Below are 24971 nucleotides of genomic sequence, written 5' to 3'. Positions count from 1 at the left end.
AACAGCAGACAGACCGGAAAAGCGCTATTTCGTTCCCGAGTGCGCCGCGCCGGGCGAGGCGCGCAGTCTGCTGTCAAGTTACTGTCAGGCTGCCCTCAACCTGCCGGCCGCAACGTAATTCTGAAGCTCGCCGGCGTCTTTCCGTCGATGTCCTGAGGCATCGGGTCGGAACGCTGAACGGCTCGCAGGGCCGCATCGTCCCAGGCCGGGTTGCCGCTGCTGTGCGCGATGGTCGCGCTCAACAGCGTGCCCGTCGGCGAGCAGCGAACGGCGATCACGGTTTCGAGGCCCTCGGTCTCGCCGCCCCACGAAATGTTCGGCCTGACCACGCGACGAACCTTGTCCGCATAACCGGGCGACGCCGCCGTGCCGCCCGAGCCGCTACCTGTTCCGCTCTTGCCGAGGCCATTGCCGGTCGAGCCCGGCGGCCCCGCCATGCCTTGCATTTGCGCAAGGCGCGCGCGACGTTCGGCGTCGAGCTTTTTCGCTTGCGCCGCCGCTTCCGCCTGAGCCTTGGCCTTCGCCGCCTTTTGCGCCTCCGCCTTCTTCTGCGCTTCGGCTTCGGCCTGTTTCTGTGCTTCGGCCTGCTTCTGCTGTTCCTCTTGTTGCTGCTTCAGTTGCTGCTGCTTCTTCTGCTCAGCGAGCTGCTGTTGGCGGAGCTTCTCCGCTTGCTGCTGTTGCTGCAGTTGTTTCTGCTTCGCCGCCGCCGCTTTCTGCGCGGCCTGTTCCGCCGCCAGTTCCTGCTGACGCTTTGCTTCGGCTTCCTGTTGAGCCCGCAACTTCTCCTGACGCTGCTGTTCGGCGAGCTGTGCCTCGCGCGCCGCTTCCTGCTGCTTACGCTTCTTTTCCTGCAGCGCGATGTCGGCCTGTTCGTCGCGCACCGGGGGAGCGGGGGCGACCGGCACGGGCGGAGGAGGGGGCGTGACCGGGCGCGGGATCGCGCTGTCCGGCACTTCCGTCCATAGCTCCGCTTCTGCGCCTTCCGGCGTGCTGTTTTGCCACTGGATTCCGTGATACAGGAAGAACCCGAGCAGCGCATGCATCACCAGCGCGAACACAAAGGCTCGCCCGGTGCCGCGTTCACGCGGTGGCTGGAGCGGATAGTCGGTGTTCTTACGGATCATTGCGATTTGACGAGCAATCCAACGCGTTTGACGCCCTGAGCCTTCAGCTCGGACATCACATTCATCACGGCTTCATACTTCACGGTCCTGTCGGCGGCGATAACGACCGGCTGATCGGGATGCGACTGCGCGCGGTCGGCGATAAAGCCGTTGAGGCCCGCTTTCGTCATGTCCTCCTGCTGCTGCGCGCCCGAGTCGTCCTTGTACTTCACGCTCATGTTGCCGTCCGCGCGGATGTTGACGATCACGGGCGGCGTTTGCTGCTGCGGCGCTGCGCCGCCCACTGTCGGCAGATTGACGATGGACGGCGCGACGAGCGGCGCGGTCACCATGAAGATGACGAGCAACACGAGCATCACGTCGATATACGGCACGACGTTGATGTCGGACATCGCGCGGCGCGAGCGGCCGCCGCGCATGCTGGAGGAGCGAGAGCCTGCCATCGTGGACTCCTTAGTGCGCCTGGCGCTGCAAGATGTTCGAGAACTCTTCGATGAAGGTCTCGAAGCGGATCGCCAGACGGTCGATGTCGTGCGCGTAGCGGTTGTACGCGACAACGGCAGGAATTGCGGCGAACAGGCCGATCGCGGTGGCGGTCAGCGCCTCGGCGATGCCCGGCGCGACGTTGGCCAGCGTGGCCTGCTGCACGTTCGCGAGTCCGCGAAACGCATTCATGATGCCCCACACCGTGCCGAACAGACCAATATACGGGCTCACCGAGCCGACCGACGCGAGAAACGCCAGGTTCGCTTCGAGCACATCCATTTCACGCTGGAACGCCGCGCGCATCGCACGGCGTGCGCCGTCGAGGATCGCGCCAGGATCGTTCAGGCGCTTTTCCTTACCCTTCAGAAATTCACGCATGCCGGATTCGAAAATTCGCTCAAGCGCGCCGATGGTGTGACGGTTATTGGCGGCACTTTGATAAAGCGCCTGCAGGTCGCCGCCGGACCAGAAATCGCGTTCGAAACGCTCAGTTTGCGCGCGGGCGCGGCGGATCGCAAACCACTTGCGGAAGATAAAAGTCCACGACAGCAGGGACAGCAACAGCAGGAGCGCCATGACGGCCTGCGCCAGCAGGCTCGCATTGAGTACGAGAGAGACGATCGAAAGATCTTGTGTAGTGTTCATAAAGGTTCGTTTTAACGTCCCGAAAGGGGGCGTCCGGCTTTGCAAGGCCACACGAAGCTTGCCGTGAGCAAAACGGAAGCATCGGCGGTACCGCGAGCCGAACCATGCTTGGTGCTGCTTGATCGATGCGAGTTCACTGGCCCCGTAACAACGGGGCTCAGCCCGGGTTCGTTGACACGCCGCCGTCGCCCGCGCAGGGGCCGCGCCGCAAGGCGGCGAGAACCGGCGGAGGGATTGCAGCGGGGCGCAGCGCTGTGCGCTCGACGCAGCCGATCCGGATCGAGCCCGTAGCAAGCAGCGTGCCGTCGCGCCAGGCTTCCTGCGCAAAGTCGACGGACGCCTTGCCGAGGCGCTCGATGCGGCTCACCACCCGGACCACGTCGTCGAGACGCGCGGGCGCCAGATAGTCGACCGCCGTGCTGCGGACGATAAACATTGCGCCCGTTTCGTCGGCGAGCCGGTTCTGGTCGACCCCGCAGGCGCGCAGCCATTCGGTGCGTGCCCGTTCAAAGAACTTCAGGTAATTCGCGTAAAACACGATGCCGCCGGCGTCGGTATCTTCGTAATACACGCGGATGCTCCACGTGTGGCCGATTTCCGTGCCGGGCTGGCTTGTCGTCATATTCATGCGGCGCATTTTACCGGAACGCACACCGCGAGGTCTGTTTCGAGATGCGCGCGCGCTCTCGCGGGCGTTAGCCGCGATGAATGCTCAAACCGGCGAACGATTGCGCGACCGGCATCAGTTCGATCGTGTTGATATTGACGTGCGCCGGGCGCGTGGCAATCCAGTAGATCGAATCGGCGATGTCCTCGGCCGTGAGCGGCTGCACGTTTTCATAAACCTTGCCGGCTTTTTCGTCGTCGCCGCGGTAGCGCACGTTCGAGAATTCAGTGCCGCCGCACAGGCCCGGTTCGATGTCGGTCACACGCAGCGCGGTGCCGGCGAGGTCGGCTCGCAGGTTCAGGCTGAACTGCCGCACGAACGCCTTGGTGGCGCCGTAGACGTTGCCGCCCGGGTAAGGCCAGTGGCCGGCCACCGAGCCCAGATTGAAGACGTGGCCGCGGTTGCGCTCCACCATGCCGGGCAGCAGCGCATGCGTCACCTGCACGAGGCCGGTGCAGTTCGTTTCGATCATCGTCTGCCATTCATCGAGGCTTGCCTTGTGGGCCGGCTCGACGCCGAGCGCGAGGCCGGCGTTGTTGACCAGCACATCGACGGCGGCGAATTCCGCGGGCAAGGCTGCCGGGACGGCTTCGACGGCGGCACGGTCCCGCACGTCCAGCTCGTAGGGCAGAAGCGCGTCGCCCAGCTCGTCGGCGAGCACTTGCAGGCGGTCCTTGCGGCGGGCGGTGGCGACGACGCGGTGGCCGCCCTTCACGAAGGCACGAGCGATGGCGGCGCCGAATCCTGCGGACGCCCCGGTGACGAATACGATCATTACGGTTTCCTGGTCGGTAGGAGGGAAAGGCCCCAAGCCTACTTCCAATGCGGCGCTGCGGCAAGGATGAACGAGGCGGATGAGCGGCGGCGCAAGGCGCCGGCAAGCGCCGCCGGACAAGCTGTTGGAGGCCGCTGCCGCCCAGTCTTGCCGCCCTTGGCCGACCGCCTTCGGCGCGCCCTCGGAGGCGGCGGAAAGCCGGTTGCCTATTCGATCCTCTTCCAATAAACTAACGCGCTCATCCCTGCGTGACTGGCGATAGAACCGATCCAACCAATCGGATTCAAGGTGGAAAAACCCACCGTGAAGCGCGGGGTGCCGTTTTGCCGTTCGCCTGGGCAGCCGTGATCCGCGCGCATTCATCTGCGCTGACGGTGGCTGTCCTGCCTCGCGTGTGCGGCAATTCTCCTTCCGCCACGTCAGGGCCAGCCCAGCCGCCAGCAGCGCCGCGTACCCTCTACGCAAAATTCGGCGCACGATCCGGTCAACCTGAAAACACTCAACGGAATCCGTATGTTTGACAGAGCCCAAAGCACCATCGCCAACGTCGACCCTGAACTCTGGAAGGTGATCGAGCTGGAAAACCGCCGTCAGGAAGAGCACATCGAACTGATCGCGTCGGAAAACTACACGAGCCCGGCTGTGATGGCCGCGCAAGGCTCGCAACTGACCAATAAATACGCGGAAGGCTATCCCGGCAAGCGCTACTACGGCGGCTGCGAATATGTCGACGTGGCGGAACAGCTCGCCATCGACCGTGTCAAGCAGCTCTTCGGTGCCGAAGCGGCGAACGTGCAGCCGAACTCGGGCTCGCAGGCGAACCAGGGCGTCTTTTTCGCGATGCTGAAGCCGGGCGACACGATCATGGGCATGAGCCTCGCGCACGGCGGCCACCTGACGCACGGCTCGCCCGTCAACATGTCCGGTAAGTGGTTCAACGTGGTGAGCTACGGCCTGAACGAGGCCGAAGACATCGACTACGACGCTGCCGAAAAGCTCGCTCAGGAACACAAGCCGAAGCTGATCGTCGCAGGCGCGTCGGCTTTCGCGCTGCGCATCGACTTCGAGCGTCTCTCGAAGATTGCGAAGTCCGTCGGCGCATACTTCATGGTCGACATGGCGCACTACGCCGGCCTCGTCGCCGCGGGCGTCTACCCGAACCCCGTGCCGCACGCCGACTTTGTTACGACCACCACGCACAAGAGCCTGCGCGGCCCGCGCGGCGGCGTGATCCTGATGAAGGCCGAGTTCGAGAAGCAGATCAACTCGGCAATCTTCCCGGGCATTCAGGGCGGTCCGCTCATGCACGTGATCGCCGCAAAGGCTGTCGCGTTCAAGGAAGCGCTGTCGCCGGAATTCAAGGCTTATCAGCAGCAAGTCGTGGAAAACGCGCGCGTGCTCGCGGAAACGCTCGTCAAGCGCGGTCTGCGTATCGTCTCCGGGCGCACCGAGAGCCACGTCATGCTGGTCGATCTGCGCGCGAAGAAGATTACCGGCAAGGCTGCGGAAGCCGCGCTCGGCGCAGCTCACATCACGGTCAACAAGAACGCGATTCCGAACGACCCGGAAAAGCCGTTCGTGACAAGCGGCATCCGCCTCGGCTCGCCGGCCATGACCACGCGCGGCTTCGGCACGAAGGAAGCGGAGCAGGTGGGCAACCTGATTGCCGACGTACTGGACAACCCGGAGGATGCCGCCACGATCGAACGCGTGCGCGGGCAAGTCGCCGAGCTGACGCAGCGCTTCCCGGTTTACCGCTAAGCCGCCATGCATTGCCCTTTCTGCCGTCACGCCGACACGCAGGTCGTCGACTCGCGTGTCTCCGAAGACGGTGCGACGATTCGCCGGCGCCGCCGCTGCCCGGCCTGCGACAAGCGCTTCACGACGTACGAGCGGGTCGAGCTGGCGTTGCCGGCGGTCGTCAAGAAAGACGGCAGCCGCACGGAATTCGATCGCCGCAAGATTCTCGCGAGCATGCAACTGGCGCTGCGCAAGCGCCCCGTTGCGGCCGACGCGATCGACGCGGCTGTCGCCCGCATCGAGTATCAGTTGCTTGGCAGCGGCGAGCGCGAGGTGCGCAGCGAGCGCCTCGGCGAGCTCGTCATGAACGAGCTGCGCGCGCTCGATACCATTGCCTACGTTCGTTTCGCCTCTGTCTACCGGCGCTTCGAAGACGTCTCCGAGTTCGAAGACGTGATCGAAGAGTTCCGCCGCGCCTCCTCTCCTCCCAAGCCTTCCCGCAAGCGCTAAACGGAAGCCCGCCACCCGGCGTTTCCGACAGATCACGTTTTGCCGTGCGGCCTGACCTGTTCGCATCTGCTGCTCTCCTTGTGTTCGTCGCGTGAATTCTGGCGCGCCGTAGCGTCTGAATGCCACCTGGCCATTCGGCCGATTGTTGGGCCGTCCGCGAATCGCTAGATTGGCTGCATTCGTTGCAAACGTTCAGGGATGCAGATGAAACAACATGCAATCGCTTCGCCGCCGTGCGGCGCATTTACGCTTGTCGAAACCTTGGTCGTCATCGCGCTCTTTGCGGTGATCGTTGTCATGGCGACGCCATCGTTCGTAGCGTGGCACGTGCGCGATCAGGTCGATGCACGGGCAAAGGCACTGCTGTCGACACTCTCGTATGCGCGCAGCGAGGCATTGCGCCGCGGCGCCCGCGTGACCGTATGCAGGACGGACGCCGCGCGGCACTGCCTCGCCGCCGGGCAGCCGTGCGGCAACGGCGTGACCGACTGGTCTTGCGGCTGGGCTGTATTAGCGGACCGCGGCGGCACGCCGACACTGCTGCGCGCACACGGCTCGCTTGCGGCGGTGAGTATCGTCGGCATTCAGACGAATCTGACTTTTACGCCGCCAGCCGGCCAACTGATCGGCACTTTTCGCAGTTTCGACATTGCGCCACGCGCGCCATCGAAGGCAACGCAAGGCGATAAATGGCGGCGCTGCATTCGCATTGCGGCGGGCGGCCGGACGCGGATGGTGGACGGCGCGTGTGGAGCGGCGTCATGAGCTCGCTCACCGGGTGGTCTTTGCGGCGCGCGCGGTCGCGTCAGAACGGCACGAGGCACGGCGGAAGTTCGTTGATCGAAGTGATGCTCGCCGTGGCGGTGATGGCCGTGACTGCGCTCGGGCTCATTGCCGGGCAGTTGTGGACGGCGCGCGAGGCGCGCGCCATGGCGATGCGCGAACACGCTGCGTGGATTGCCGATTCGGTCGCTGAGGCGATGTCCGCGCCGTCAGCCAACGAAGCCGCGCTCAACGCGTGGCGCTCGCGAGCGGCGGCGCTGTTGCCGCGAGGCGACGCGTCGGTCGTTGGAACGGGAGGCGTCTCGGTAGCGCGCGTGACATGGACGGCCTCGCGCAACATGCCGCGCGCCGACGATGTGATCGACAAGCCGGAGCCGTGTGGCGGAGTGGACGCGCCCGCGGGCTTCTCCTGCGTTGCACTGGCGTTCGTCAAATGATGTTGCCGGCGCAGGGTGGGCGCGGCCATACGTTGATCGAATTTATGATCGCAGTTGCGCTCGGACTGGTGGTGACAACGGGCGTCGTCTCGCTTTTCGCGACGCAGCGTGCAGCTTTCGACCACGCGAGCAATGCGCTGCGTATCCGCGATGCCGGCTTGACGGCGCTGACCGTCGTTGGCCAGCAATTGCAGATGGCCGGCTTCGTGCCCGCCGACGTCGCGCAATATCGCGCGCCGGCGCCCCTGTTCGGCTGTTCGGGAGGCCATCCCACGGGCACGGACGACAGCCGGCTGACGTGCGAGACGTTGTCTAGTAGATCTGACGGCGTCGCGGTGCGGTACGTCGGCGACAGCGTGTCGACGTGGCCGTCGTCCACGGGGCAGACAACGGATTGCCTCGGGCAAGCCGTGATGGGCAGCAGCGCTGCGCTCGGCGACCGCGGCGTGCCGGTGGTCAATCGCTTTTATGCCAAGGCGAGCAGTTCGACTGGCGAGCCGGAGCTCTATTGCGAAGGCAACGGCAAGACCGGGTCTGCGCAGCCGCTGGTCGAAGGCGTCGAACGCCTGCGCCTCAGGTACTGGCTTGCGGGCGCGACGAGTGCAGTGGATGCCGCCGCGGTGACAGCGGACCAGTGGTCGACCATCGTCGCGGTCGATCTGTGCGTTCTGGTGCGGGGCGCGCCGCAGGGGCAACGCTTCCGTTATGTCGACTGCGATGGCGTGAGTGGCGTGGCGACGGACTTCCGTCCGCGGCAAGCGTTCTGGCGACGCGTCGCGCTGCGCAATGACGCGGAGGGCGTGTCGTGATCGAAAGAAGTAGCAGAGCAGAGTGCAGTTGCATCCGCGAACCTTGGTGCGGCCGTGAACCGCAATGGCCGAAGCGCTGCTGCGGCCGCCCTCGCGGCCGTCGTTGTAGTCACGTCGCCCGCGCGCGGCAGCGTGGCGCTGTGCTGGCCATCGTCCTGTTGTTGTCGGCGATGCTGCTGGTGACGTCCGCGGCATGGTTCGAAGCATCGCTCGCGGCGGCGCGCAGCGCAGTCAACGTCCGCGACTACTTGCAGGCTTTTCACGCCGCGGATTCGGCATTGACCTTGTGTGCCCGCGGCGTCATCGGATCCGCGGGTGTGGGTGTGATCGCGTCGCAAGCTGCCCGTGAACCGGCGCAGTGGAAGCTCGAAACCGTGTTCGAAGCAGCCGCCGCGACGCCCATTGCGCAATGGCCGGGGTCCGTTCGCGCGCCGCAATGCGTGGTGGAAGAGTGGCGCATCGCCGGCCGCCCCAATGCGCGCGCGTATCTGCTCACCGCGCGCGGATTCGGCAAGAACCGGGAATCGCAAGTGTGGCTGCAGATGCAGTTGGTTCTCGACGGCAACGTAGTGGAACGCCATTGGCGGCGGGTCGCTGCGAGGCCCTTTTAACGAGGTGTTGATGAGAAGGCTGCAGATATCCGCGTTCACCTTGCTGGAACTGGTGATCACGCTCGCGATAGTCGCTGTGCTCGCATTGTTCGCCGTACCTGCCTATCGCAGCCAGGTCGCGCGTGCGCATAGAGTCGACGCGGCCTCCGCATTGTTGCGAGCGGCGCAATTCGTCGAGGGCGCGGCAAGCGACAGCATGCTTGCACTGCCGCCCGGCTTTAACCAGGCTCCGCAGTTGGGCTCGGCTGTGTATCGTCTGCGCGTGTTGCCCGCGGACGACGCCAACGGCGGCTATGCGATCGAAGCAGCACCCGATGAATCGGGACCGATGCGAGACGACGCATGCGGTGTCTTTACGCTCGACGCGACCGGGATGCGAGGTAACAGGAGCGCGGCGAACGGTTCGGTGCCGCCCAGCGCGGAATGTTGGGGCACGAGCTAGCGAGTGCGAGAACATGCCATGAAGCGTATGCCACCAAGCCTATGCGATGCGCCTCAGCCCTCGTCGCGGGAAGCGCCGGAAGCCCGCGACTCGCCTTTGATCTGCTGCCACACGCGGTACGCTTCCCACGCGGCGAACGCAAGGCTGCCCCACTTGAGTGCGGGCTTCGCACCCGCAGCGACCGTCGCGCGCAGCGGTTTCGCCAGCACCAGCGACACGAGAGAACTGATGACCGGATATTGCTTGAGAAGCGCGCCAATCGTGCCTGCATTCAGAAAGCTCGCTTTGGAGCCGCTGCCCATGCGCAGCCCGCCGAAGCCCGGCACGATAAATTTCAGCCAGCTAAAGTGGGTGACGGCCTCGCGCAGTTCCAGCGTGGCCTCTGCGAGCTCCATGCGCTCGACGTCCGCGCGCACGAGCAACAGTTCCTTGCGCAGCGCTCGCAGGTGGGGTGCGCTCAGGTCTCGCGCCGGCTGGCGCTTGTTGCGGTATGCAGTATTCGAGTAGCTATGGCTCATGGCGTGTCGGCAGTGAGGGAGCAGGAAACGGCGCAACGAACGACTCAGCTAACCATCGCAGCAACGGCGGACCTGGCAATGCGTCGCAATACTTCACAAGCGTCGCAGCAGGCGAACCGCGCTGCAGGCCTTCACGTCGCTACGGTCTGCGAAAGACGTCGCGGTCTTTCTCGAATTCGGCGATGGTAGCCTCGAACACCATAGGCGCATTGCGCAGGCCGCTGCGCGCCTTGAGCGCGCACACCAGTCCGGCAATCGCATAGACCAGCGTGATTCCGGCGAGCGCCTGCCAGCGGTAGGTGTCCCAGAACGCAATGGCGATCAACGCGGTCAGTGCGATCAGCGCCATGGTGGTCAGCATCATCGCGGCAAGGCCGAGAAAGAGCACGCCGAGAAGGCGATCCTTTTCCTCGGCGAGTTCAATGCCGACCAGCTCAAGGCGCGTTTGCAGAATGGCGGACACCGAACTGATGATGCGGCGTAACGGACTGTGTTGTTCGCGCTGCGAGTGTGTGTCGATCGTCATGGCTGTGGGCGTTGCGCGGATGGGCTAAGCGACGCTCGAGAAACGTGCGCGCCGGGACAAGCGGGCCAGCCGGACATGCGCCGGTCCACTCTATTTGGTCGCATGCCGGACGGGAGCCGTCCGGCCATGTGCGGTGTTACTTGCGGTTGATCAGGAGACCCAGCAGCACGCCGGCGCCCGCGGCGATGCCAATGGATGCCCACGGGTGCTCGTGGACGTAGTCGTCGGTTGCGCGAGCAGCCTTTTTGCCTTTCTCGACCACGACGACTTGCACGTCCGCCGCTTTTTCCCTGGCTTGCTTGAGACGGGACAGCGCCGTTTCGCGCAGTTCCGAAGCGCGCTCGCCCGTTGCGCTTGCGGCCTGTTTCAGCAGGTCTTCCGCGTCCGCGAGGACGGTTTTGATATCCGACATCAATCTCTCCTTGTTGACTTCCGACATTGACAGCTCCCCTTCGTCTCACGCCACGCGTGAATCGTAACCAAAGAAACGGCGACTGGCGAGCGCACGCCCGGTTCACCTCAGCGAATGCACGAACCGTTCCTGGCAAGGCGAAACTCCACTCAACACCACCTGCCTAACCTCGCAGATGATGTTAACGCAGGATGGAGTTGATCTGTCCCGCAAAGTTTCCACTAAATCGGCGAAAATTACAAAACCGCATAAAGTAGTGAGCCGAAGTTAGTTCGGCATAGGCGATCGCTGCCGTATGCTTTATCTTTTCGAGACTTGGCCGGCAGAAGCCCGCGCCAGTTGTCCGATAGCTTCCAGATACCTAAAGGAGATGCACATGAGTCTACGTCTTGGCGATATCGCACCGGATTTCGAGCAGGAGTCGAGTATCGGCCGCATCAAGTTTCACGACTGGCTCGGCGACAGCTGGGGCGTGCTGTTCTCGCATCCCGCCGACTTCACGCCGGTCTGCACCACCGAACTCGGTCTGACCGCCAAGCTCGCCGACGAATTTGCGAAGCGCAACGTCAAGACCATCGCATTGTCGGTCGACAGCGCCGAGTCGCATAAGGAATGGATCAAGGACATCAATGAAACGCAGGCAGCCAACGTCGGATTCCCGATCCTGGCCGATGGCGACCGCAAAGTGTCCGAGTTGTACGACATGATTCACCCGAACGCGAACGAAACGCTCACGGTGCGCTCGCTGTTCGTGATCGATCCGAAGAAGAAGGTGCGTCTCATCATCACGTATCCGGCAAGTACGGGGCGCAACTTCGACGAAGTGCTGCGCGTCATCGATTCGCTGCAACTCACCGACAACCATTCGGTCGCCACACCAGGCAACTGGAAACAGGGCGACGACGTGGTGATCGTGCCTTCGCTGAAAGACGAGGAGGTGATCAAACAGAAGTTCCCGAAGGGCTACAAGGCACTGCGTCCGTATCTGCGCATGACGCCGCAGCCGAACAAGTAAGTGCGGCGAGCGCCTCGGGAAAACGGCGGGTCGTCAACCCTCGACCCTCAACGTGCAACCTGTGAATGAAAGAAGGCCGGTTCATCCCGAACCGGCCTTCTTTTTGTGCGCCGAGCATGCGCAACAGCTTGGGGGTGCAAGTCCCCTGTCCAGCCTGATGGGGCGAAGGACTAGTGAAACGCAAGGGCGTCGTCGCGAGGCGGGGTCTGAAGGAAGCGTGTAGCAAAGCCACGACCTGACGAACAGAAACCAGATATGAGGCCTACCCGGTCGGACGAGCGAGCAAATGATCGCAAAGTCCTCAACCATCAAGGGCTGGGGTGGTAAATCTGGCAGGGGTGTGGTGAAGGCGGTTGAGCTTACCTCGGGAGGCCTGCCCGGTGTCCTGGAATCAGGACTGAACAACTCGCAAGGGTCGTTGATCGCCGTGCAGGAGTCAGCAGCGGGCATATTAGGGCGGCGACGCCTGAAGGCCCAAACGGAAAGGAGCGGCGAGTAAGCCGGAGAACTCGACATGGGAGCGCAGCAGAAAACGCATTGCGTCCTCGACAGCGGAGATAGGGGTGAAGCCCCGATGGCTGCTGGGCGAGGGGCTGAACCTATGGCGGCGAACCCCGAACCTGAAAGCCCGTCGGCTAGCGACCGACTGATGGAGGAAGTCTGCGAAAGGGAGAACCTGAAGCAGGCGTTGAAACGTGTGAAAGCGAACAAGGGTGCGGCGGGTGTGGACGGCATGACCGTCCGGGAGTTGCCGGCATACCTGCGTGAGCATTGGCCGTCGATACGGGCCTCGCTGCTAAGCGGAACATACAAACCCCAACCTGTAAGACGCGTCGAAATACCCAAGCCGGACGGTGGTGGCGTGCGCAAGCTCGGCATCCCTTGTGCGCTTGATCGATTCGTCCAGCAGGCGGTGTTGCAGGTGCTGCAAAGGCAGTGGGACCCAACATTCCCGGATGCCAGTTACGGCTTCCGTCCGGGGCGCTCAGCACATCAGGCCGTGGCCAAGGCGCAAATGTACATCCAGTCAGGGTATCGATGGCTTGTAGATTTGGACCTCGAGAAATACTTCGATCGCGTAAGCCACGATATCCTGATGAGTCGGGTCGCAAAGCGAGTCAGCGACAAACGGATGTTGAAGCTGATCCGCTCCTTCCTGACGGCGGGCGTGCTGCAGCACGGGCTGGTTGGTGCGACGGACGAGGGCACGCCCCAGGGCGGTCCCCTGTCACCGTTGTTATCCAATCTGCTGCTCGACGATCTTGATCGGGAGCTTGAGCGACGCGGACTGCGTTTCGTGAGGTACGCCGACGACTGTAACGTCTACGTACGCAGCGAACGCGCGGGCCAGCGGGTGATGGCGGGGTTGAAAGCCTTCCTTACCGGCAAGCTGAAGCTGAAGGTCAACGATGCGAAGAGCGCCGTTGCACGGCCTCACGCGCGTAAGTTCCTTGGATTCACGTTCACCCCACGGGTGTGGACTAAACGGCGCATCGCGCCCAAGGCTCTGGCCCGCTTCAAGGAACGCATCCGGGAACTGACTCAACGCACGCGAGGGGTCAGCGTCGACCAGATGATCGGCACGCTGAAACGATACCTGACCGGGTGGCGGGGCTACTTCGGCTTCTGCGAAACGCCACGCGTACTTCAGAAACTGGACGAATGGATTCGCCGCCGCCTGCGCTGTTTCTTCTGGAAGCAGTGGAAGCGTGGCCGGACCCGCTTCCGGGAGCTGATTGCGCGGGGTGTGAACCGGCACCTTGCTGCACAAACGGCGGGCTCGCCACACGGTGTCTGGCGCTTAAGCAATAGCCCGGCACTGAGCCAGGCGCTGTCGAATCGTTACTTCCGATCGCTGGGTCTTCCCTCGGTGGGGCCATCGCCGATCAACTGATCCGAACCGCCGTGTACGGACCCGTACGCACGGTGGTGTGGGAGGGGCCGGGCCGCGAGGCCTGCCCCTATCCCGATTACCGCTCGCGGGCCGGAACGCGCGGCCGTCGGCCTCGCAGGCGGCGCCTCGTCAAAACGTCAGAAAAACGCCTGAATGCCCGTTTGCGCGCGGCCGAGGATCAGCGCGTGAATATCGTGCGTGCCTTCGTACGTGTTGACCACTTCCAGATTCACCAGATGCCGTGCAATGCCGAATTCGTCGGAAATGCCGTTGCCGCCCAGCATGTCCCGCGCGAGCCGGGCGATGTCGAGCGCCTTGCCGCACGAATTGCGCTTCATGATCGAGGTGATTTCGACGGCCGCCGTGCCTTCGTCCTTCATGCGGCCAAGGCGTAGCACGCCTTGCAGGCCGAGCGTGATCTCGGTCTGCATGTCGGCGAGCTTTTTCTGAATCAGCTGGTTGGCCGCGAGCGGCCGGCCGAACTGCTTGCGATCGAGCACATACTGACGCGCGGTGTGCCAGCACGCCTCCGCCGCGCCGAGCGCGCCCCACGCAATGCCGTAACGCGCCGAGTTCAGGCACGTGAACGGACCGCGCAGGCCGCTTACTTCCGGAAAGCGGTTTTCCTCCGGCACGAACACTTCGTCGAGCACGATTTCGCCGGTGATCGAGGCCCGCAGGCCGACCTTGCTATGGATGGTCGGCGCCGACAGTCCTTTCCAGCCCTTCTCGAGAATGAAGCCGCGAATCGTGTCCTTGCCGTTCTCTTCGAGCTTCGCCCACACGACAAAGACATCGGCGATGGGCGAATTGGTAATCCACATTTTCGAGCCCGACAGCGAATAGCCGCCGTCGACTTTCTTCGCGCGCGTCACCATGCTGCCCGGGTCGGAGCCGTGGTTCGGCTCCGTGAGCCCGAAGCAGCCGATCCATTCGCCCGTGGCCAGCTTCGGCAGGTACTTCTGTTTCTGCGCCTCCGAGCCGAATTCGTAGATCGGCACCATGACGAGCGACGACTGCACCGACATCATCGAGCGGTAGCCGGAATCCACGCGCTCAACTTCCCGCGCAATCAGGCCATACGCCACGTAGTTGAGCCCCGGCCCGCCGTATTGCTCGGGAATGGTCGGGCCGAGCAGGCCGAGCTCGCCCATTTCGCGGAAGATTTCGATATCCGTCTTCTCGTGGCGGAACGCTTCGAGCACGCGCGGCTGCAGCTTGTCCTGCGCATACGCCGCGGCGGCGTCGCGCACCATACGTTCGTCTTCGGTGAGCTGCTGATCGAGCAGCAGCGGGTCTTCCCAGTGAAACTGCGCGGCCTCGGCCATGACGTATCTCCTGATGCTTGCCTGATTAGGCTTGACTAGAGTTCCGCTATGCGAAACAATGTTTTGCAAACGACACCCGAGTGTATCACCCCATGACGCCCGCAGCCACTCTCACCGAACCGCTCGACGAGCGCAAATTCGTCGTCGCCCTGGCACGCGGGCTCGATCTGCTGCGCGCATTCAAACCCGGCGAAACGATGCTCGGCAACCGCGATTTCGTCGAACGGACCGGTTTGCCGAAGGCCACCGTCAACCGCCTCGCCTATACGCTGACGGTGCTCGGCTATCTCCGGCTCGACGAGGCACTCGGCAAATACGCGCTGGACGCCGGCGTGCTGTCGTTGGGGTTCGCGCTGCTCTCGGGCACCGACACACTGGAACTCGCGCGCCCGCACATGCGCGCATTTGCACGCGAGGTGGGCGCGGCGGTCTCGCTCGGCTGCCGCGACGGCCTCGACATGATCTATCTGGACACGATCCGCAGTGAGACGGCGCTGACACTCGGCCTCGCGCCGGGCTCCAGACTGTCGATGCTGACGAGCTCCATGGGCCGGGCCTACCTCGCCGTGCAGCCCGCCGACGTACGCGACGCGCTGCTCGCCGAGCTGAAGAAAGCGGCGGGCAAGGGCGGGGCGGCGCAGGTGGCCGACGCCGTGAAGGAAATCGCCGCGTTCGGTACAGAGCGGTGCTGCTATTCGTTTCGGGCGTGGCACGACGACGTGAACGCCGTGGCGGTGCCGTTTCGCGAGCCGCGCGAGGGACGCTGGCTTGTGCTGAGCTGCAGCGGGCCGGCTTCGTCGATGGGAGAAGAGGTGTTTCGCGGCAAAGTGGCGCCGCGGCTGAAGGCGTTGGCGCGGCGCCTCGGGGACGCCGGCTGACGCGCGGCGCAGATCAGGCCGTGCGGTCGTGGTAGTGCGCGTTAAAGAGCGGCCCTTGCACAAAGCGCACATCGTATTGCTGCAACGCCTCGAACTGCGGTTCGTCCATCACGCGATTGAAAATGAGCGGAATCCGCAGCCGGCTCGCGTAGCCGACTAGCGGCTTGACGGTCGCATCGCGCAACGCAATGGCTGCGTCCATTTTCATAAAATCGAGCCGCGCGGTGTCCGATACCGACAGAATCTGCCCCGCGTTCGACAGATTGCCCGCCACCTTGAAGCCGTAGTGCTGGTAACTCTTCGTCAGATAGCCAAGAAAGGTTTTATGCGCGACGGCTGCCGCCGGCAGTTCGATCACGATTCGCGACGGATTCAGGCCGAACGACATCAACACGGTCGAGAAATGCCGGCCGTGGTCGTACTTCACGCTCTTCAGGAGCCGCTCGTGCACGCGCAGAAACAGCAGGCCGTGGCGTTGCGCGCCGAAGAAATTGATTGCATGCAGCGCGCGCGACATGCGGTCGAGGGCGACGAGTTCCTGGTCGTCGGCAATGCGGTCGAAGGCCTCGAACATATCGAACGGCGCGTCGTCGAGCCGCTGCGTGACCGCCTGGAAGCCGAGTTCGTCGCCGAAACGATCCACATTCTCCGCATCCGACGAAAGCGACTGCGCCAACGCGTGCACGCTGATGTCGAAGATCGGCTCATAGGCGCTCGTCAGCTCGAAGTCGGTGAAGCGCGCAAGCGCGACGTCTCCATGTGCGCCGCGCGCCATTGTCAGATGCTTGCCGAGAAAAGGATGCCCGGAGGCGCGCGCAACGAGATCGGGGATGGTCGGCGGAATCATTTAGGCGAATGGATCACTTGGGTGGCGCGTTCGGCACCGGAACAAAGGCGCGTGCGCCGCATGCTTCGATGGTAGCAGTCCAGGCTGCAGCGAAATGAACAAAATGCTCATAACCATATCCCGCGAACGCCTGTCGGCACGGGCTGCGGCCCGTCACGGCGTGCGCTTCCAGGGTATACGTTAATTTCACTTAACGTAATTCGTTTTACTATTCGTAAATGTGCCGCCGACTAGGGCAGCGGCGAACTCGTGCCGCGAAGGGAATCGCATGCTGCGGGCGGCGGCCGTGCGCATGCTGACTCGCGCAGCCGCGAGGCGCCCCGGCGCCCTCGGCGCGCCGCCGCGGCCCCGCAGCCACGCCCGCACCGAAAACCGCGTGAGCCAAACCCTTGCGCCACACCCCTTGAGACAAACCGGGCACAACGAAACGAGCATCAACGGAGAACCATGCATGGACACCTCAACACGTCAGCCGGATACGGCCGGCTCGCGGTTCGAAATCGAGCCCGGCTATCAGTCTGGCTTTGCTAACGAATTCGCGACGGAGGCTCTGCCGGGCGCGCTGCCCGTGGGACGCAATTCGCCGCAGCGCGCGGCCTATGGTTTGTATGCGGAGCAGCTGTCCGGCACCGCCTTCACTGCGCCGCGCGGGCATAACCGGCGTTCGTGGCTGTACCGCATCCGCCCGGCGGCAGTGCACAAGCCGTTCACGCTGCTGCCCTCCGCGCGGCTCGTCGCCAACTTCACGGAAGTCCCGCCGACGCCGCCCAACCAGTTGCGCTGGGACGCTTTGCCAATGCCGGCCGAGCCGACCGATTTCATCGACGGCTGGGTGACGATGGCGGGCAACGGCGCGGCCGAATCGATGAGCGGCTGTGCGATCCACCTGTACGCGGCGAATCGCTCCATGCAGGACCGCTTCTTCTACAACGCGGACGGCGAATTGCTGATCGTGCCGCAGGAAGGCCGCCTCGACATCGCAACCGAAATGGGCCGGCTTGAAGTGGCGCCGTTCGAGATTGTGGTGATTCCGCGCGGCGTGCGCTTTGCAGTGAGCCTGCCGGACGGCGCCGCGCGCGGTTACATCTGCGAAAACTTCGGGGCCTTGCTGCGCTTGCCGGATCTCGGTCCGATCGGCTCCAACGGTCTCGCCAATCCGCGCGACTTCCTCACGCCGCATGCCGCGTACGAAGACCGCGAGGGCGATTTCGAGCTCGTCGCGAAGATGAACGGCAACCTGTGGCGCGCGGACATCGGCCATTCGCCGCTCGACGTGGTGGCGTGGCACGGCAATTACGCGCCGTACAAATACGACTTGCGGCGCTTCAACACAATCGGCTCGATCAGCTTCGACCATCCGGATCCGTCTATCTTTCTCGTGCTGCAATCGCAAAGCGACACGCCGGGCGTCGATACGATCGACTTCGTGATCTTCCCGCCGCGCTGGCTCGCCGCGGAAGATACGTTCCGCCCGCCCTGGTTCCATCGCAATGTGGCGAGCGAGTTCATGGGCCTCGTGCATGGCGTGTACGACGCCAAGGCCGAGGGCTTCGTGCCGGGCGGCGCGAGCCTGCATAACTGCATGTCGGGCCACGGCCCCGACGCCGAGACCTTCGAGAAAGCGTCCCTGAGCGATACGTCCAGGCCGAACAAGGTGGGCGACACAATGGCCTTCATGTTCGAAACCCGCACGCTGATCAAGCCGACCCGTTTCGCGCTCGAAACCGCGCAGTTGCAGGCGCACTACTACGAGTGCTGGCAGGGTCTCAAGAAACACTTCAATCCGGAGCAACGATGAGCGTAGTGAGCGATCTTCAGGCAACGCTCGATCCGTCGCGCAAGAGCTGGGTCGAGTCGGCCAACCAGCCGGCCAACGATTTTTCGATCCAGAATCTGCCGTTCGGCATTTTCAGCGACAGCACGAACGCGGCGCGCCGCGCAGGCGTGGCGATAGGCGATGAAATCGTCGACCTCGCCGCATTGCAGGCGGCGGGACTGCTGACGGTGCCGTCGAATGCCAACGTGTTTGCGCGCGATACGCTGAACGACTTTATCGCCCTTGGCCGCGACGCATGGCGCAGCGTGCGCATCCAGTTGAGCGCGCTGCTGTCGCGCGATACCGCCACTTTGCGCGACGACACGGCGCTGCGCGCGAAGGCGCTGGTGCGCCAGGCCGATGCGCGGCTCCATCTGCCGGTAGATATTCCAGGCTACACCGATTTTTACTCGTCGAAAGAACACGCGACCAATGTCGGCTGCATGTTCCGCGATCCGAAGAACGCACTGCTGCCGAACTGGTCCGAGATGCCGATCGGCTACAACGGGCGTGCGTCGTCGGTCGTGGTGAGCGGCACGCCGGTGCGTCGGCCGAAGGGTCAACTGAAGCTGCCCGATCAGGAGCGGCCGGTGTTCGGCGCCTGCCGCAAGCTCGACATCGAACTGGAGACGGGCTTTGTGATCGGCGGCGGCAACGCGTTGGGCGAGCCGATTGCGTGTGCCAATGCCGAAGCGCACATCTTCGGCATGGTGTTGCTCAACGACTGGAGCGCGCGCGACATCCAGCAGTGGGAATACGTGCCGCTCGGGCCGTTCAATTCGAAGGGCTTTGCGACGACCATCTCGCCGTGGATCGTCACGCTCGACGCGCTCGAGCCATTTCGCGTCGCGCAGCCTGTGCAGGAGCCGCAGCCGCTCGAGTATCTGCGGCACGCGGGCGACCATGCATTCGACATCGCGCTCGAAGTCACGCTGCGGCCGCACGGCGCGAAACAGGCGACCACCATCGCGCGGACCAACTTCAAATACATGTACTGGACGATGGCGCAGCAACTCGCGCATCACACGGTGGCGGGCTGCAACACGCGCGTGGGCGATCTGATGGGCTCCGGCACGATCAGCGGTCCGACCGACGATTCGTACGGCAGCCTGCTCGAACTGACGTGGAACGGCAAGAAGCCCCTGGAGCTGAAAGAGGGCGGCACGCGCAGTTTTATCGAAGACGGCGATGAATTGACATTGGCCGGCTGGTGCCAGGGCGAGGGGTATCGCGTGGGCTTCGGCGCGTGCGTCGGGGAAGTCTTGCCGGCGCGGAACTGAGCGCCGAGGGCGCCGGTCGTCGCACGAAGCCGGTCGGCGCCCCCGGCCCCCGGCCCCCGGCCTTGAGCCGCCCGTCTTGAGCCTTGAGCCGCGCGGCAGCCGCGTTTAGCCGGCCATCGCCACCCGCTGCGCGCGCCGGTCGATGGACACCGACCACAGCGTCAGCAGCAGCGCGCCAATCGACGTCGCCACGCCGACCCACGGCAGCATCGTCAACGGCGCGCCCGCGCCGATTGCCATGCCGCCGAGCCATGCGCCCGTCGCATTGCCGAGGTTGAACGCGCCCTGATTCAGCGTCGACGCGAGATTGGGCGCGTGACTCGCACGGTCGACGATCAGCATCTGCAGCGGCGGCACGATTGCAAAGGCGAGAACGCCCCACGCGAAAATCGTGATCATTGCCGGAATTTCAGCGTGCATGGTGCCGGCGAAAATCGTCAGTATCACGACGATCGCGAGGAGGAACGCTACCAGCGAGGGCATCAGGCGCCAGTCGGCGAGCTTGCCGCCAAGCGTGCTGCCCACCGTTAGTCCAAGCCCGAACAGCAGCAGCACGAGTGTGACGGCGTGCGGCGTAAAGCCGGTCACGTCTTCGAGAATCGGCGTGATGTACGTGAAAGTGGAGAACAGGCTGGCCGACGCCAGCACGCTGATGCCGAGCACCATCAGCACCTGCGGATTCTTCAGCACGCTGAATTCGCGCACGAGGCTCGCCTTCTGCATTTCGATCTTTGCCGGCAGGCAAACGGCGAGCGCGACGGCCGCGGCAATGCCGATGCCCGTCACCGCCCAGAAGGTCGCCCGCCAGCCGGCCGCCTGGCCGAGCGCCGTGCCGAGCGGCACGCCCAATACATTGGCGAGCGTGAGGCCAGTGAACATCAGCGCGATGGCCTGCGCGCGGCGGTTCGGCGCGACGAGCCCCGCTGCCACCACGGAACCGATGCCGAAAAACGCGCCATGGCAGAACGCGGTGACGATGCGCGCGGCCATCAGCACGGCATAGCCGGGCGCGAGCGCGCACAGCAGATTGCCGACGATGAACACGCCGATCAGGCTCATCAGCGCTTTTTTGCGCGGCATGTTGGCAACCGCGATTGCGACGATGGGCGCGCCGATGGTCACGCCGAGCGCATACGCCGAGACCAGCATGCCGGCCGCCGGGATGGAGACGGACAGGTCGCGGGCGACGTTGGGCAAGAGCCCCATGATGACGAATTCGGTGGTGCCGATGCCAAAGGCGGCAACGGCAAGAGCAAGCAGGGGCAAAGGCATGGCGACGGACTGTGAATCGGCGCGGCGCAAGGCGTCGCGCGGCCGGCGCGCGTTTTCGGGGCGAGAGCGCGGGCGCCGTGCGGGAGCAAAACAGTCAGGGATTCTACCTAAGTCAAAACGATAGTGCTGCGGGCGGCGCAGCTGTTGTTCGCAGGTGTTGCTTTTAGCCGAGCGTTTTGCCGCGCCGTTCCGCGCCTTGTGCAAAGCGGGCGGCGCCTGCGATACCTTCGTCGACGACCGCCCGGTATCCGCCGGCGCCTTCGCGCCGCAGTGCCTCGGCGAAATCGTCCAGCATGCTGTTTTCGAGGACGGAGCGGCGGTCGGCCAGCAGCGCGGCCTGCGGGAACGCGGCCAGTTCGGCTGCGAGTTGCTCTGCGCCGGCCCGCGCACCGCCCTTGGGCACGATCCGGTTGGCGAGCCCGAAATCGAGCGCTTCCTGCGCGCTGACGGCGCGGCCGGTGAGTATCAGATCGAGCGCGCGCGACACGCCGATCAGCCGCGGCAGACGAATCGTCCCGCCATCGATCAACGGAATGCCGACGCGGCGGCAAAACACGCCGAGCACCGCATTTTCTTCGACGACACGCAGGTCGCACATCGCGGCGAGCTCCAGGCCGCCGGCGACCGCATAGCCTGCAATTGCCGCCACGACCGGCTTGGTGAAATTCATGCGCGTCGGGCCCATGGGTCCGGGGCCACTGCCGTCCGCATGAATTTCATTGCGGCGCGTTTCGTCCGCGAGCGCGCTCAGGTCTGCGCCCGCGCAGAAGGTGCCGCCGGCGCCGAACAGCACGGCGGCGCGCCACGCCGGCTCCGTTTCGAAGCATTGGAAGGCGGCGCCGAGCGCGTCGGCGACATGGCGGTCGACGGCATTTCGACGCTCGGCACGCTCAAGCACGATCGTTGCTACGCCGTTATCGTGGTTAGGCTCGATGCGCACATATTCGTTGAAATTTCGGGTGTCTGTCATCGTCGTGTCCTTGAAGGTCCGCGTCCGCCCGTTGAGTCGGGCGGTTGTGCAGCGCTCATGCAGAGCAGTTAATACCGTGGCTTGACATGCTTCTTTCACAATCGACTCGTAGCGTTAGCGATCTCTTAACGCGCTGGCGAAACCCGGCCAGCATATCGAGCCTGCCTTTGCCTCTATCGAATTCATCGTCCGCGGGTGCGCCGGCCTGCTCGGAGACAGTCTGGATCGTGCCGCTTCAGCAGCATTCATGGTACGACCATGTGCGGTTAAAACGCGTCTTTGTTGCCGACGGCACGCGGCACCAGGTGGTGCTGATCGACGTGCGCAAGCTGCTTGCATGCGCCGATCGCGACAACACCGACTATGTGCTGAAGCCTGTCGCCGAATGGCATGCGGGGAAGGTGCGCGGCATTCGCGAGTTTCTCGATCCGGACAATCCGCGCATTCCGCAAATGCCGTACGTGACCATCTCGACGCGTCGCGCGCCGGGCGTACTCGGCTGGTTCGGTATCGAGCGCGAGGGCGTGGTGGCGTTTCGCAACGGCCAGCATCGCGCGCGCTATCTCGCCGAGGCTGGCGCGCGCTGGTTCCCGGTGGAAGTGCATGAGCGGGAGGCGGCGTTGCTGCGCGAGATGTGCGGCGCGCCGGACGACGCGCGCACGGCGATTCGCCCGGTCTTGCTGAACGCGGGCGGCGTTTGAAGGCGGCCGCGTTCAGCGAAACCGGGGACTGAGAAGCCCGATCTAGCGGTTGGGCGCGGCGCGTTGCCAGCCGCGCCGGCCTGTCACGCGGCTGGGTCCACGACTGTTCTCTACGCGATCTCGTTTGTCGTCTTGTGTCGACGGCCGGTCGCGCGCTTCATCGCCTTGCACGGGAACCGCCGTTTCGCTTCGCTGTTTCGTTTTAAAGGTGGGAATGGGCGAATTCCGGTCATGGCGATAGGCGGGATTCGCGTGAGCGAAGCCGTCAAAATCGCTATTAAAAAAGATGATTAAACCGCATGCAAAGCGATTTTTACTTAGGTCCATCAATTAGAAAGTCAAGGTTTAATGCCAGAAAAAAGGGCGTTGACACACCCGCTAAATTTAATTAATTTAAAAAAAGCGCGCGATCAATCGGCTCAATTTGCCTAGGCCTTGCGGGCCGAGCCCATGGGAAGCAGTGTGCATGCCGGCGCGTGGCTTCCTGAGTCGTTCGCGGAATCCGGTGTGCTGCACTTTGCTTAACGACGCTTAGCGGAATGATTATGTCCGGAAATCGACTCACATTAAATTACGGAAAGAATGATTCGGCTTGATTCGATTGCGAATTGACGAGCGCTGCAATCGGCTATTCGATTCGATCTTAATTCGTTTCCATTATCGGCCGTGGGCGCGCTGACCGGTCTCGCCGGCGAGCGAGGCTAAGCAGTCCGACGTCGGCCAAGGGCAGCGCCTGCGTGTGGCCGACCACGCGTATCGATTAGTACAACAAACGAAACAACGAGGACATGATGGACTGGCTACATCACATCTTTCAGAAATCTCCTGAAATCGCGCTGTTCTTATCGCTGGCAGCCGGTTACTTCATCGGCCAGATCAACTTCGGCAAATTTCAGTTAGGCGGCGTCGGCGGCTCGTTGCTGGCGGCCGTGGTCATCAGTCAGGCTGGCGTCACGATCGATAGCGGCGTCAAGGCGGTCATGTTCGCCGTGTTTATCTACGCAGTCGGTTACGACTCCGGGCCGGGCTTTTTCAATTCGCTCAACCGCAAGACGCTGCGAGAGATCGCCATGGCGGTCTTTCTTGCGGTCACGGCATTGATCACCGTGGTGGTCTGCGCGAAGCTGTTCCATCTCAACAAGGGACTCGCCGCCGGGCTGGCGGGCGGCGCGCTGACGCAATCCGCGATCATCGGCACCGCGGGCGATGCCATCGCGCGCCTCGGGCTGCCCGCCGACGAGGTCAAGTCCCTGCAATCCGACGTCGCGATTGCGTATGCCGTGACCTATGTGTTCGGTTCGCTCGGCGCCATCATCGTGTGCGTGAACGTGCTGCCGAAGTTCATGGGGCAGAGCCTGCGCGATGCATCGGTCGAAGCCGAACGCGACCTCGCACCGGGCGGGCCGTCCCGCGCGCCCGGACAGCTTGTAGCGTTACCGGAACTGGTGGGGCGCGCGTACCGGATCGACTTCAGCGCCGGCAAGACCGTCAAAGAGGTGGAGACGCTGCATCGCGACCTGCTGACCATCGAGCGCGTCAAGCGGGGCGGCCACGCGCTGGACCCGACGCCCGATCTCCTACTCGCGCCCGACGACGTCGTGCTGGTGGTGGGCCGCCGCGAAGCCGTGGTCGATTTCGGCGCAAACGGCAGCGAGGTGGCCGGCATCGGCGACCTGGGCGTCGTCATGCAAACACGCGAAGGCGTGTTCACGCGCAAAGGCATGAATCACACGACGATTGCCGCCGCGCGCGAACTCGTCGATCGCGATATGCGCCACGGCGTGTATATCCAGAGCGTGTCGCGTGCCGGCCAGCCGCTGCCGCTGCTGCCCGAGACGAAGCTCGAACACGGCGACGTCATCACCTTCTACGGATCGCCTAAGGACACAAAGCGCGCGGTGGAAGCCGCCGGCTACGAATTGCCGTACTCCAACAAGACGGATTTCATCTACATGGGCGCGGGTCTCGTGCTCGGGCTGCTGATCGGGCTGATCGTCGTCGACGTCGGCGGCATTCCGCTCACGCTCGGCTCGGGCGGAGGCTGCCTGCTTGCCGGCCTGCTGTTCGGCTGGATGCGCGGCAAGCATCCGATGTATGGCGTCATGCCCACGGCGGCGTCGCAGTTGCTGAAGGACTTCGGACTCGCGGCCTTCGTCGCCGTGGTCGGCTTGAATTCCGGCTTGCAGGCTGTGGTGACGGTCAAGCAAAGCGGCATGACGATCTTCCTGCTCGGGGTGTTCGTCACGCTCTTTCCGCTTCTCCTCACGATGCTGTTCGGCCGCTACGTGCTCCGCTACAACAACGCGGCCATCCTGGCGGGTGCGCTCACCGGCTCGCGCAGTGCCAATCCGGCGTTCGGCGGCGTACTCGACAAGGCGGAGAGCGCGGCGCCCACCGTGCCGTTCGCGATCACCTATGCGATCGCAAACGTCGCCTTGACGCTGCTAGGGCCGCTCGTCGTCGGACTCGTCTAGAAAACGCATCG

At 63.9% G+C, this 24971-nt stretch carries 26 protein-coding genes and 1 riboswitch; of the genes, 14 read left to right on the top strand and 12 right to left on the bottom strand.

The features are described 5' to 3' along the window. Positions 1-95: 95 nt before the first annotated feature. The 5 genes from tolA to ydfG form a co-directional block, all read right to left on the bottom strand. A complete protein-coding gene (gene tolA / locus ACEN8U_RS29595) occupies positions 96-1124 on the bottom strand; it encodes a cell envelope integrity protein TolA (protein ID WP_013587199.1) in 1029 nt (342 codons plus the stop codon). Further along, positions 1121-1567 (bottom strand): protein TolR, encoded by a 447-nt coding sequence (gene tolR / locus ACEN8U_RS29590; RefSeq protein ID WP_310105201.1) that lies wholly within the window; start codon positions 1565-1567, stop codon positions 1121-1123. Before tolR ends, tolA begins: the two co-directional genes overlap by 4 nt. Positions 1568-1577: 10 nt before the next feature. Further along, positions 1578-2255 carry a protein TolQ gene (gene tolQ / locus ACEN8U_RS29585; RefSeq protein WP_006047860.1) on the bottom strand — a complete coding sequence of 226 codons (678 nt, stop codon included), beginning with the start codon at positions 2253-2255 and terminating at the stop codon, positions 1578-1580. 157 nt (positions 2256-2412) lie between these two features. Further along, positions 2413-2892 carry a tol-pal system-associated acyl-CoA thioesterase gene (gene ybgC, locus ACEN8U_RS29580; RefSeq protein ID WP_310105203.1) on the bottom strand — a complete coding sequence of 160 codons (480 nt, stop codon included), beginning with the start codon at positions 2890-2892 and terminating at the stop codon, positions 2413-2415. Between the two features lie 58 nt (positions 2893-2950). Continuing rightward, positions 2951-3697 (bottom strand): bifunctional NADP-dependent 3-hydroxy acid dehydrogenase/3-hydroxypropionate dehydrogenase YdfG, encoded by a 747-nt coding sequence (ydfG, locus tag ACEN8U_RS29575; RefSeq protein ID WP_310105206.1) that lies wholly within the window; start codon positions 3695-3697, stop codon positions 2951-2953. 238 nt (positions 3698-3935) lie between these two features. Beyond that, a riboswitch (ZMP/ZTP riboswitch) is annotated at positions 3936-4044 on the top strand. Between the two features lie 166 nt (positions 4045-4210). Between ydfG and glyA the strand changes: the two genes are divergently transcribed. The 7 genes from glyA (at position 4211) to ACEN8U_RS29540 (ending at position 9029) form a co-directional block, all read left to right on the top strand. Further along, a complete protein-coding gene (gene glyA, locus ACEN8U_RS29570) occupies positions 4211-5458 on the top strand; it encodes a serine hydroxymethyltransferase (RefSeq protein WP_015001680.1) in 1248 nt (415 codons plus the stop codon). Positions 5459-5464: 6 nt separating this feature from the next. After that, the gene (gene nrdR, locus ACEN8U_RS29565) at positions 5465-5947 is read left to right on the top strand and encodes a transcriptional regulator NrdR (RefSeq protein WP_013587203.1); all 483 of its coding nucleotides are present in this window, start codon (positions 5465-5467) and stop codon (positions 5945-5947) included. A gap of 204 nt (positions 5948-6151) precedes the next feature. Beyond that, positions 6152-6712, top strand: coding sequence for a GspH/FimT family pseudopilin (locus tag ACEN8U_RS29560; protein WP_175126337.1), 561 nt, complete (start codon positions 6152-6154; stop codon positions 6710-6712). Next, positions 6709-7167: a hypothetical protein gene (locus ACEN8U_RS29555; RefSeq protein WP_015001682.1), complete on the top strand. Its 459-nt coding sequence runs from the start codon at positions 6709-6711 to the stop codon at positions 7165-7167. Before ACEN8U_RS29560 ends, ACEN8U_RS29555 begins: the two co-directional genes overlap by 4 nt. Continuing rightward, positions 7164-7976, top strand: a complete 813-nt coding sequence (locus ACEN8U_RS29550; RefSeq protein ID WP_310105211.1) for a PilW family protein — start codon at positions 7164-7166, stop codon at positions 7974-7976. Before ACEN8U_RS29555 ends, ACEN8U_RS29550 begins: the two co-directional genes overlap by 4 nt. Beyond that, entirely contained in the window at positions 7973-8587 is a 615-nt protein-coding gene (locus ACEN8U_RS29545; protein WP_310105213.1) for a PilX N-terminal domain-containing pilus assembly protein, read from the top strand. Before ACEN8U_RS29550 ends, ACEN8U_RS29545 begins: the two co-directional genes overlap by 4 nt. Before the next feature lie 10 nt (positions 8588-8597). Continuing rightward, positions 8598-9029 (top strand): type IV pilin protein, encoded by a 432-nt coding sequence (locus tag ACEN8U_RS29540; protein ID WP_310105216.1) that lies wholly within the window; start codon positions 8598-8600, stop codon positions 9027-9029. A 53-nt stretch (positions 9030-9082) separates the two neighbouring features. On the opposite strand, the gene ACEN8U_RS29535 is transcribed toward ACEN8U_RS29540, so the two are convergent. The 3 genes from ACEN8U_RS29535 to ACEN8U_RS29525 all read right to left on the bottom strand — a co-directional run bounded on the left by ACEN8U_RS29535 (position 9083) and on the right by ACEN8U_RS29525 (position 10512). After that, entirely contained in the window at positions 9083-9547 is a 465-nt protein-coding gene (locus tag ACEN8U_RS29535; RefSeq protein WP_015001686.1) for a DUF3318 domain-containing protein, read from the bottom strand. Positions 9548-9686: 139 nt separating this feature from the next. Further along, positions 9687-10073, bottom strand: a complete 387-nt coding sequence (locus ACEN8U_RS29530; RefSeq protein WP_015001687.1) for a phage holin family protein — start codon at positions 10071-10073, stop codon at positions 9687-9689. A gap of 136 nt (positions 10074-10209) precedes the next feature. After that, positions 10210-10512: a DUF883 family protein gene (locus ACEN8U_RS29525; protein ID WP_006047848.1), complete on the bottom strand. Its 303-nt coding sequence runs from the start codon at positions 10510-10512 to the stop codon at positions 10210-10212. A 349-nt stretch (positions 10513-10861) separates the two neighbouring features. Here ACEN8U_RS29525 and ACEN8U_RS29520 point away from each other — a divergent pair, with 349 nt between their 5' ends. Continuing rightward, the gene (locus ACEN8U_RS29520) at positions 10862-11500 is read left to right on the top strand and encodes a peroxiredoxin (protein ID WP_041745974.1); all 639 of its coding nucleotides are present in this window, start codon (positions 10862-10864) and stop codon (positions 11498-11500) included. 514 nt (positions 11501-12014) lie between these two features. After that, entirely contained in the window at positions 12015-13394 is a 1380-nt protein-coding gene (gene ltrA, locus ACEN8U_RS29515; RefSeq protein WP_310105220.1) for a group II intron reverse transcriptase/maturase, read from the top strand. Between the two features lie 137 nt (positions 13395-13531). Here ltrA and ACEN8U_RS29510 read toward each other — a convergent pair whose 3' ends face one another. Beyond that, positions 13532-14722: an acyl-CoA dehydrogenase gene (locus ACEN8U_RS29510; RefSeq protein WP_013587212.1), complete on the bottom strand. Its 1191-nt coding sequence runs from the start codon at positions 14720-14722 to the stop codon at positions 13532-13534. A 92-nt stretch (positions 14723-14814) separates the two neighbouring features. On the opposite strand from ACEN8U_RS29510, the gene ACEN8U_RS29505 reads away from it, so the two are divergent. Beyond that, on the top strand, positions 14815-15600 hold the full coding sequence (locus ACEN8U_RS29505; RefSeq protein WP_310105223.1) for an IclR family transcriptional regulator: 786 nt from the start codon (positions 14815-14817) through the stop codon (positions 15598-15600). A gap of 13 nt (positions 15601-15613) precedes the next feature. On the opposite strand, the gene ACEN8U_RS29500 is transcribed toward ACEN8U_RS29505, so the two are convergent. Then, on the bottom strand, positions 15614-16447 hold the full coding sequence (locus tag ACEN8U_RS29500) for an EAL domain-containing protein (protein ID WP_310105226.1): 834 nt from the start codon (positions 16445-16447) through the stop codon (positions 15614-15616). A 451-nt stretch (positions 16448-16898) separates the two neighbouring features. On the opposite strand from ACEN8U_RS29500, the gene hmgA reads away from it, so the two are divergent. Further along, a complete protein-coding gene (hmgA, locus tag ACEN8U_RS29495; RefSeq protein ID WP_310105230.1) occupies positions 16899-18245 on the top strand; it encodes a homogentisate 1,2-dioxygenase in 1347 nt (448 codons plus the stop codon). After that, positions 18242-19543 (top strand): fumarylacetoacetase, encoded by a 1302-nt coding sequence (fahA, locus tag ACEN8U_RS29490; RefSeq protein WP_310105232.1) that lies wholly within the window; start codon positions 18242-18244, stop codon positions 19541-19543. The genes hmgA and fahA overlap by 4 nt, the downstream gene beginning before the upstream one ends. Positions 19544-19648: 105 nt before the next feature. Here the strand turns inward: fahA and ACEN8U_RS29485 are convergent, their stop codons facing one another. Both ACEN8U_RS29485 and ACEN8U_RS29480 read right to left on the bottom strand, forming a co-directional pair. Beyond that, positions 19649-20815, bottom strand: coding sequence for an MFS transporter (locus ACEN8U_RS29485; RefSeq protein WP_013587217.1), 1167 nt, complete (start codon positions 20813-20815; stop codon positions 19649-19651). Positions 20816-20978: 163 nt separating this feature from the next. Beyond that, positions 20979-21785 carry a crotonase/enoyl-CoA hydratase family protein gene (locus ACEN8U_RS29480; RefSeq protein WP_310105235.1) on the bottom strand — a complete coding sequence of 269 codons (807 nt, stop codon included), beginning with the start codon at positions 21783-21785 and terminating at the stop codon, positions 20979-20981. Positions 21786-21871: 86 nt separating this feature from the next. Here ACEN8U_RS29480 and ACEN8U_RS29475 point away from each other — a divergent pair, with 86 nt between their 5' ends. Both ACEN8U_RS29475 and aspT read left to right on the top strand, forming a co-directional pair. Then, positions 21872-22486 carry a plasmid fertility inhibition factor family protein gene (locus ACEN8U_RS29475; protein WP_310105238.1) on the top strand — a complete coding sequence of 205 codons (615 nt, stop codon included), beginning with the start codon at positions 21872-21874 and terminating at the stop codon, positions 22484-22486. A gap of 791 nt (positions 22487-23277) precedes the next feature. Further along, positions 23278-24960 carry an aspartate-alanine antiporter gene (gene aspT, locus ACEN8U_RS29470; protein ID WP_310106330.1) on the top strand — a complete coding sequence of 561 codons (1683 nt, stop codon included), beginning with the start codon at positions 23278-23280 and terminating at the stop codon, positions 24958-24960. The last annotated feature ends 11 nt before the right edge of the window (positions 24961-24971 follow it).

The organism is Paraburkholderia phenoliruptrix (assembly GCF_047325075.1).
Lineage (GTDB): Bacteria > Pseudomonadota > Gammaproteobacteria > Burkholderiales > Burkholderiaceae > Paraburkholderia > Paraburkholderia phenoliruptrix.
Note: the sequence above shows the minus strand (reverse complement) of the source record. Positions and strands in the feature narration are given on the sequence as shown.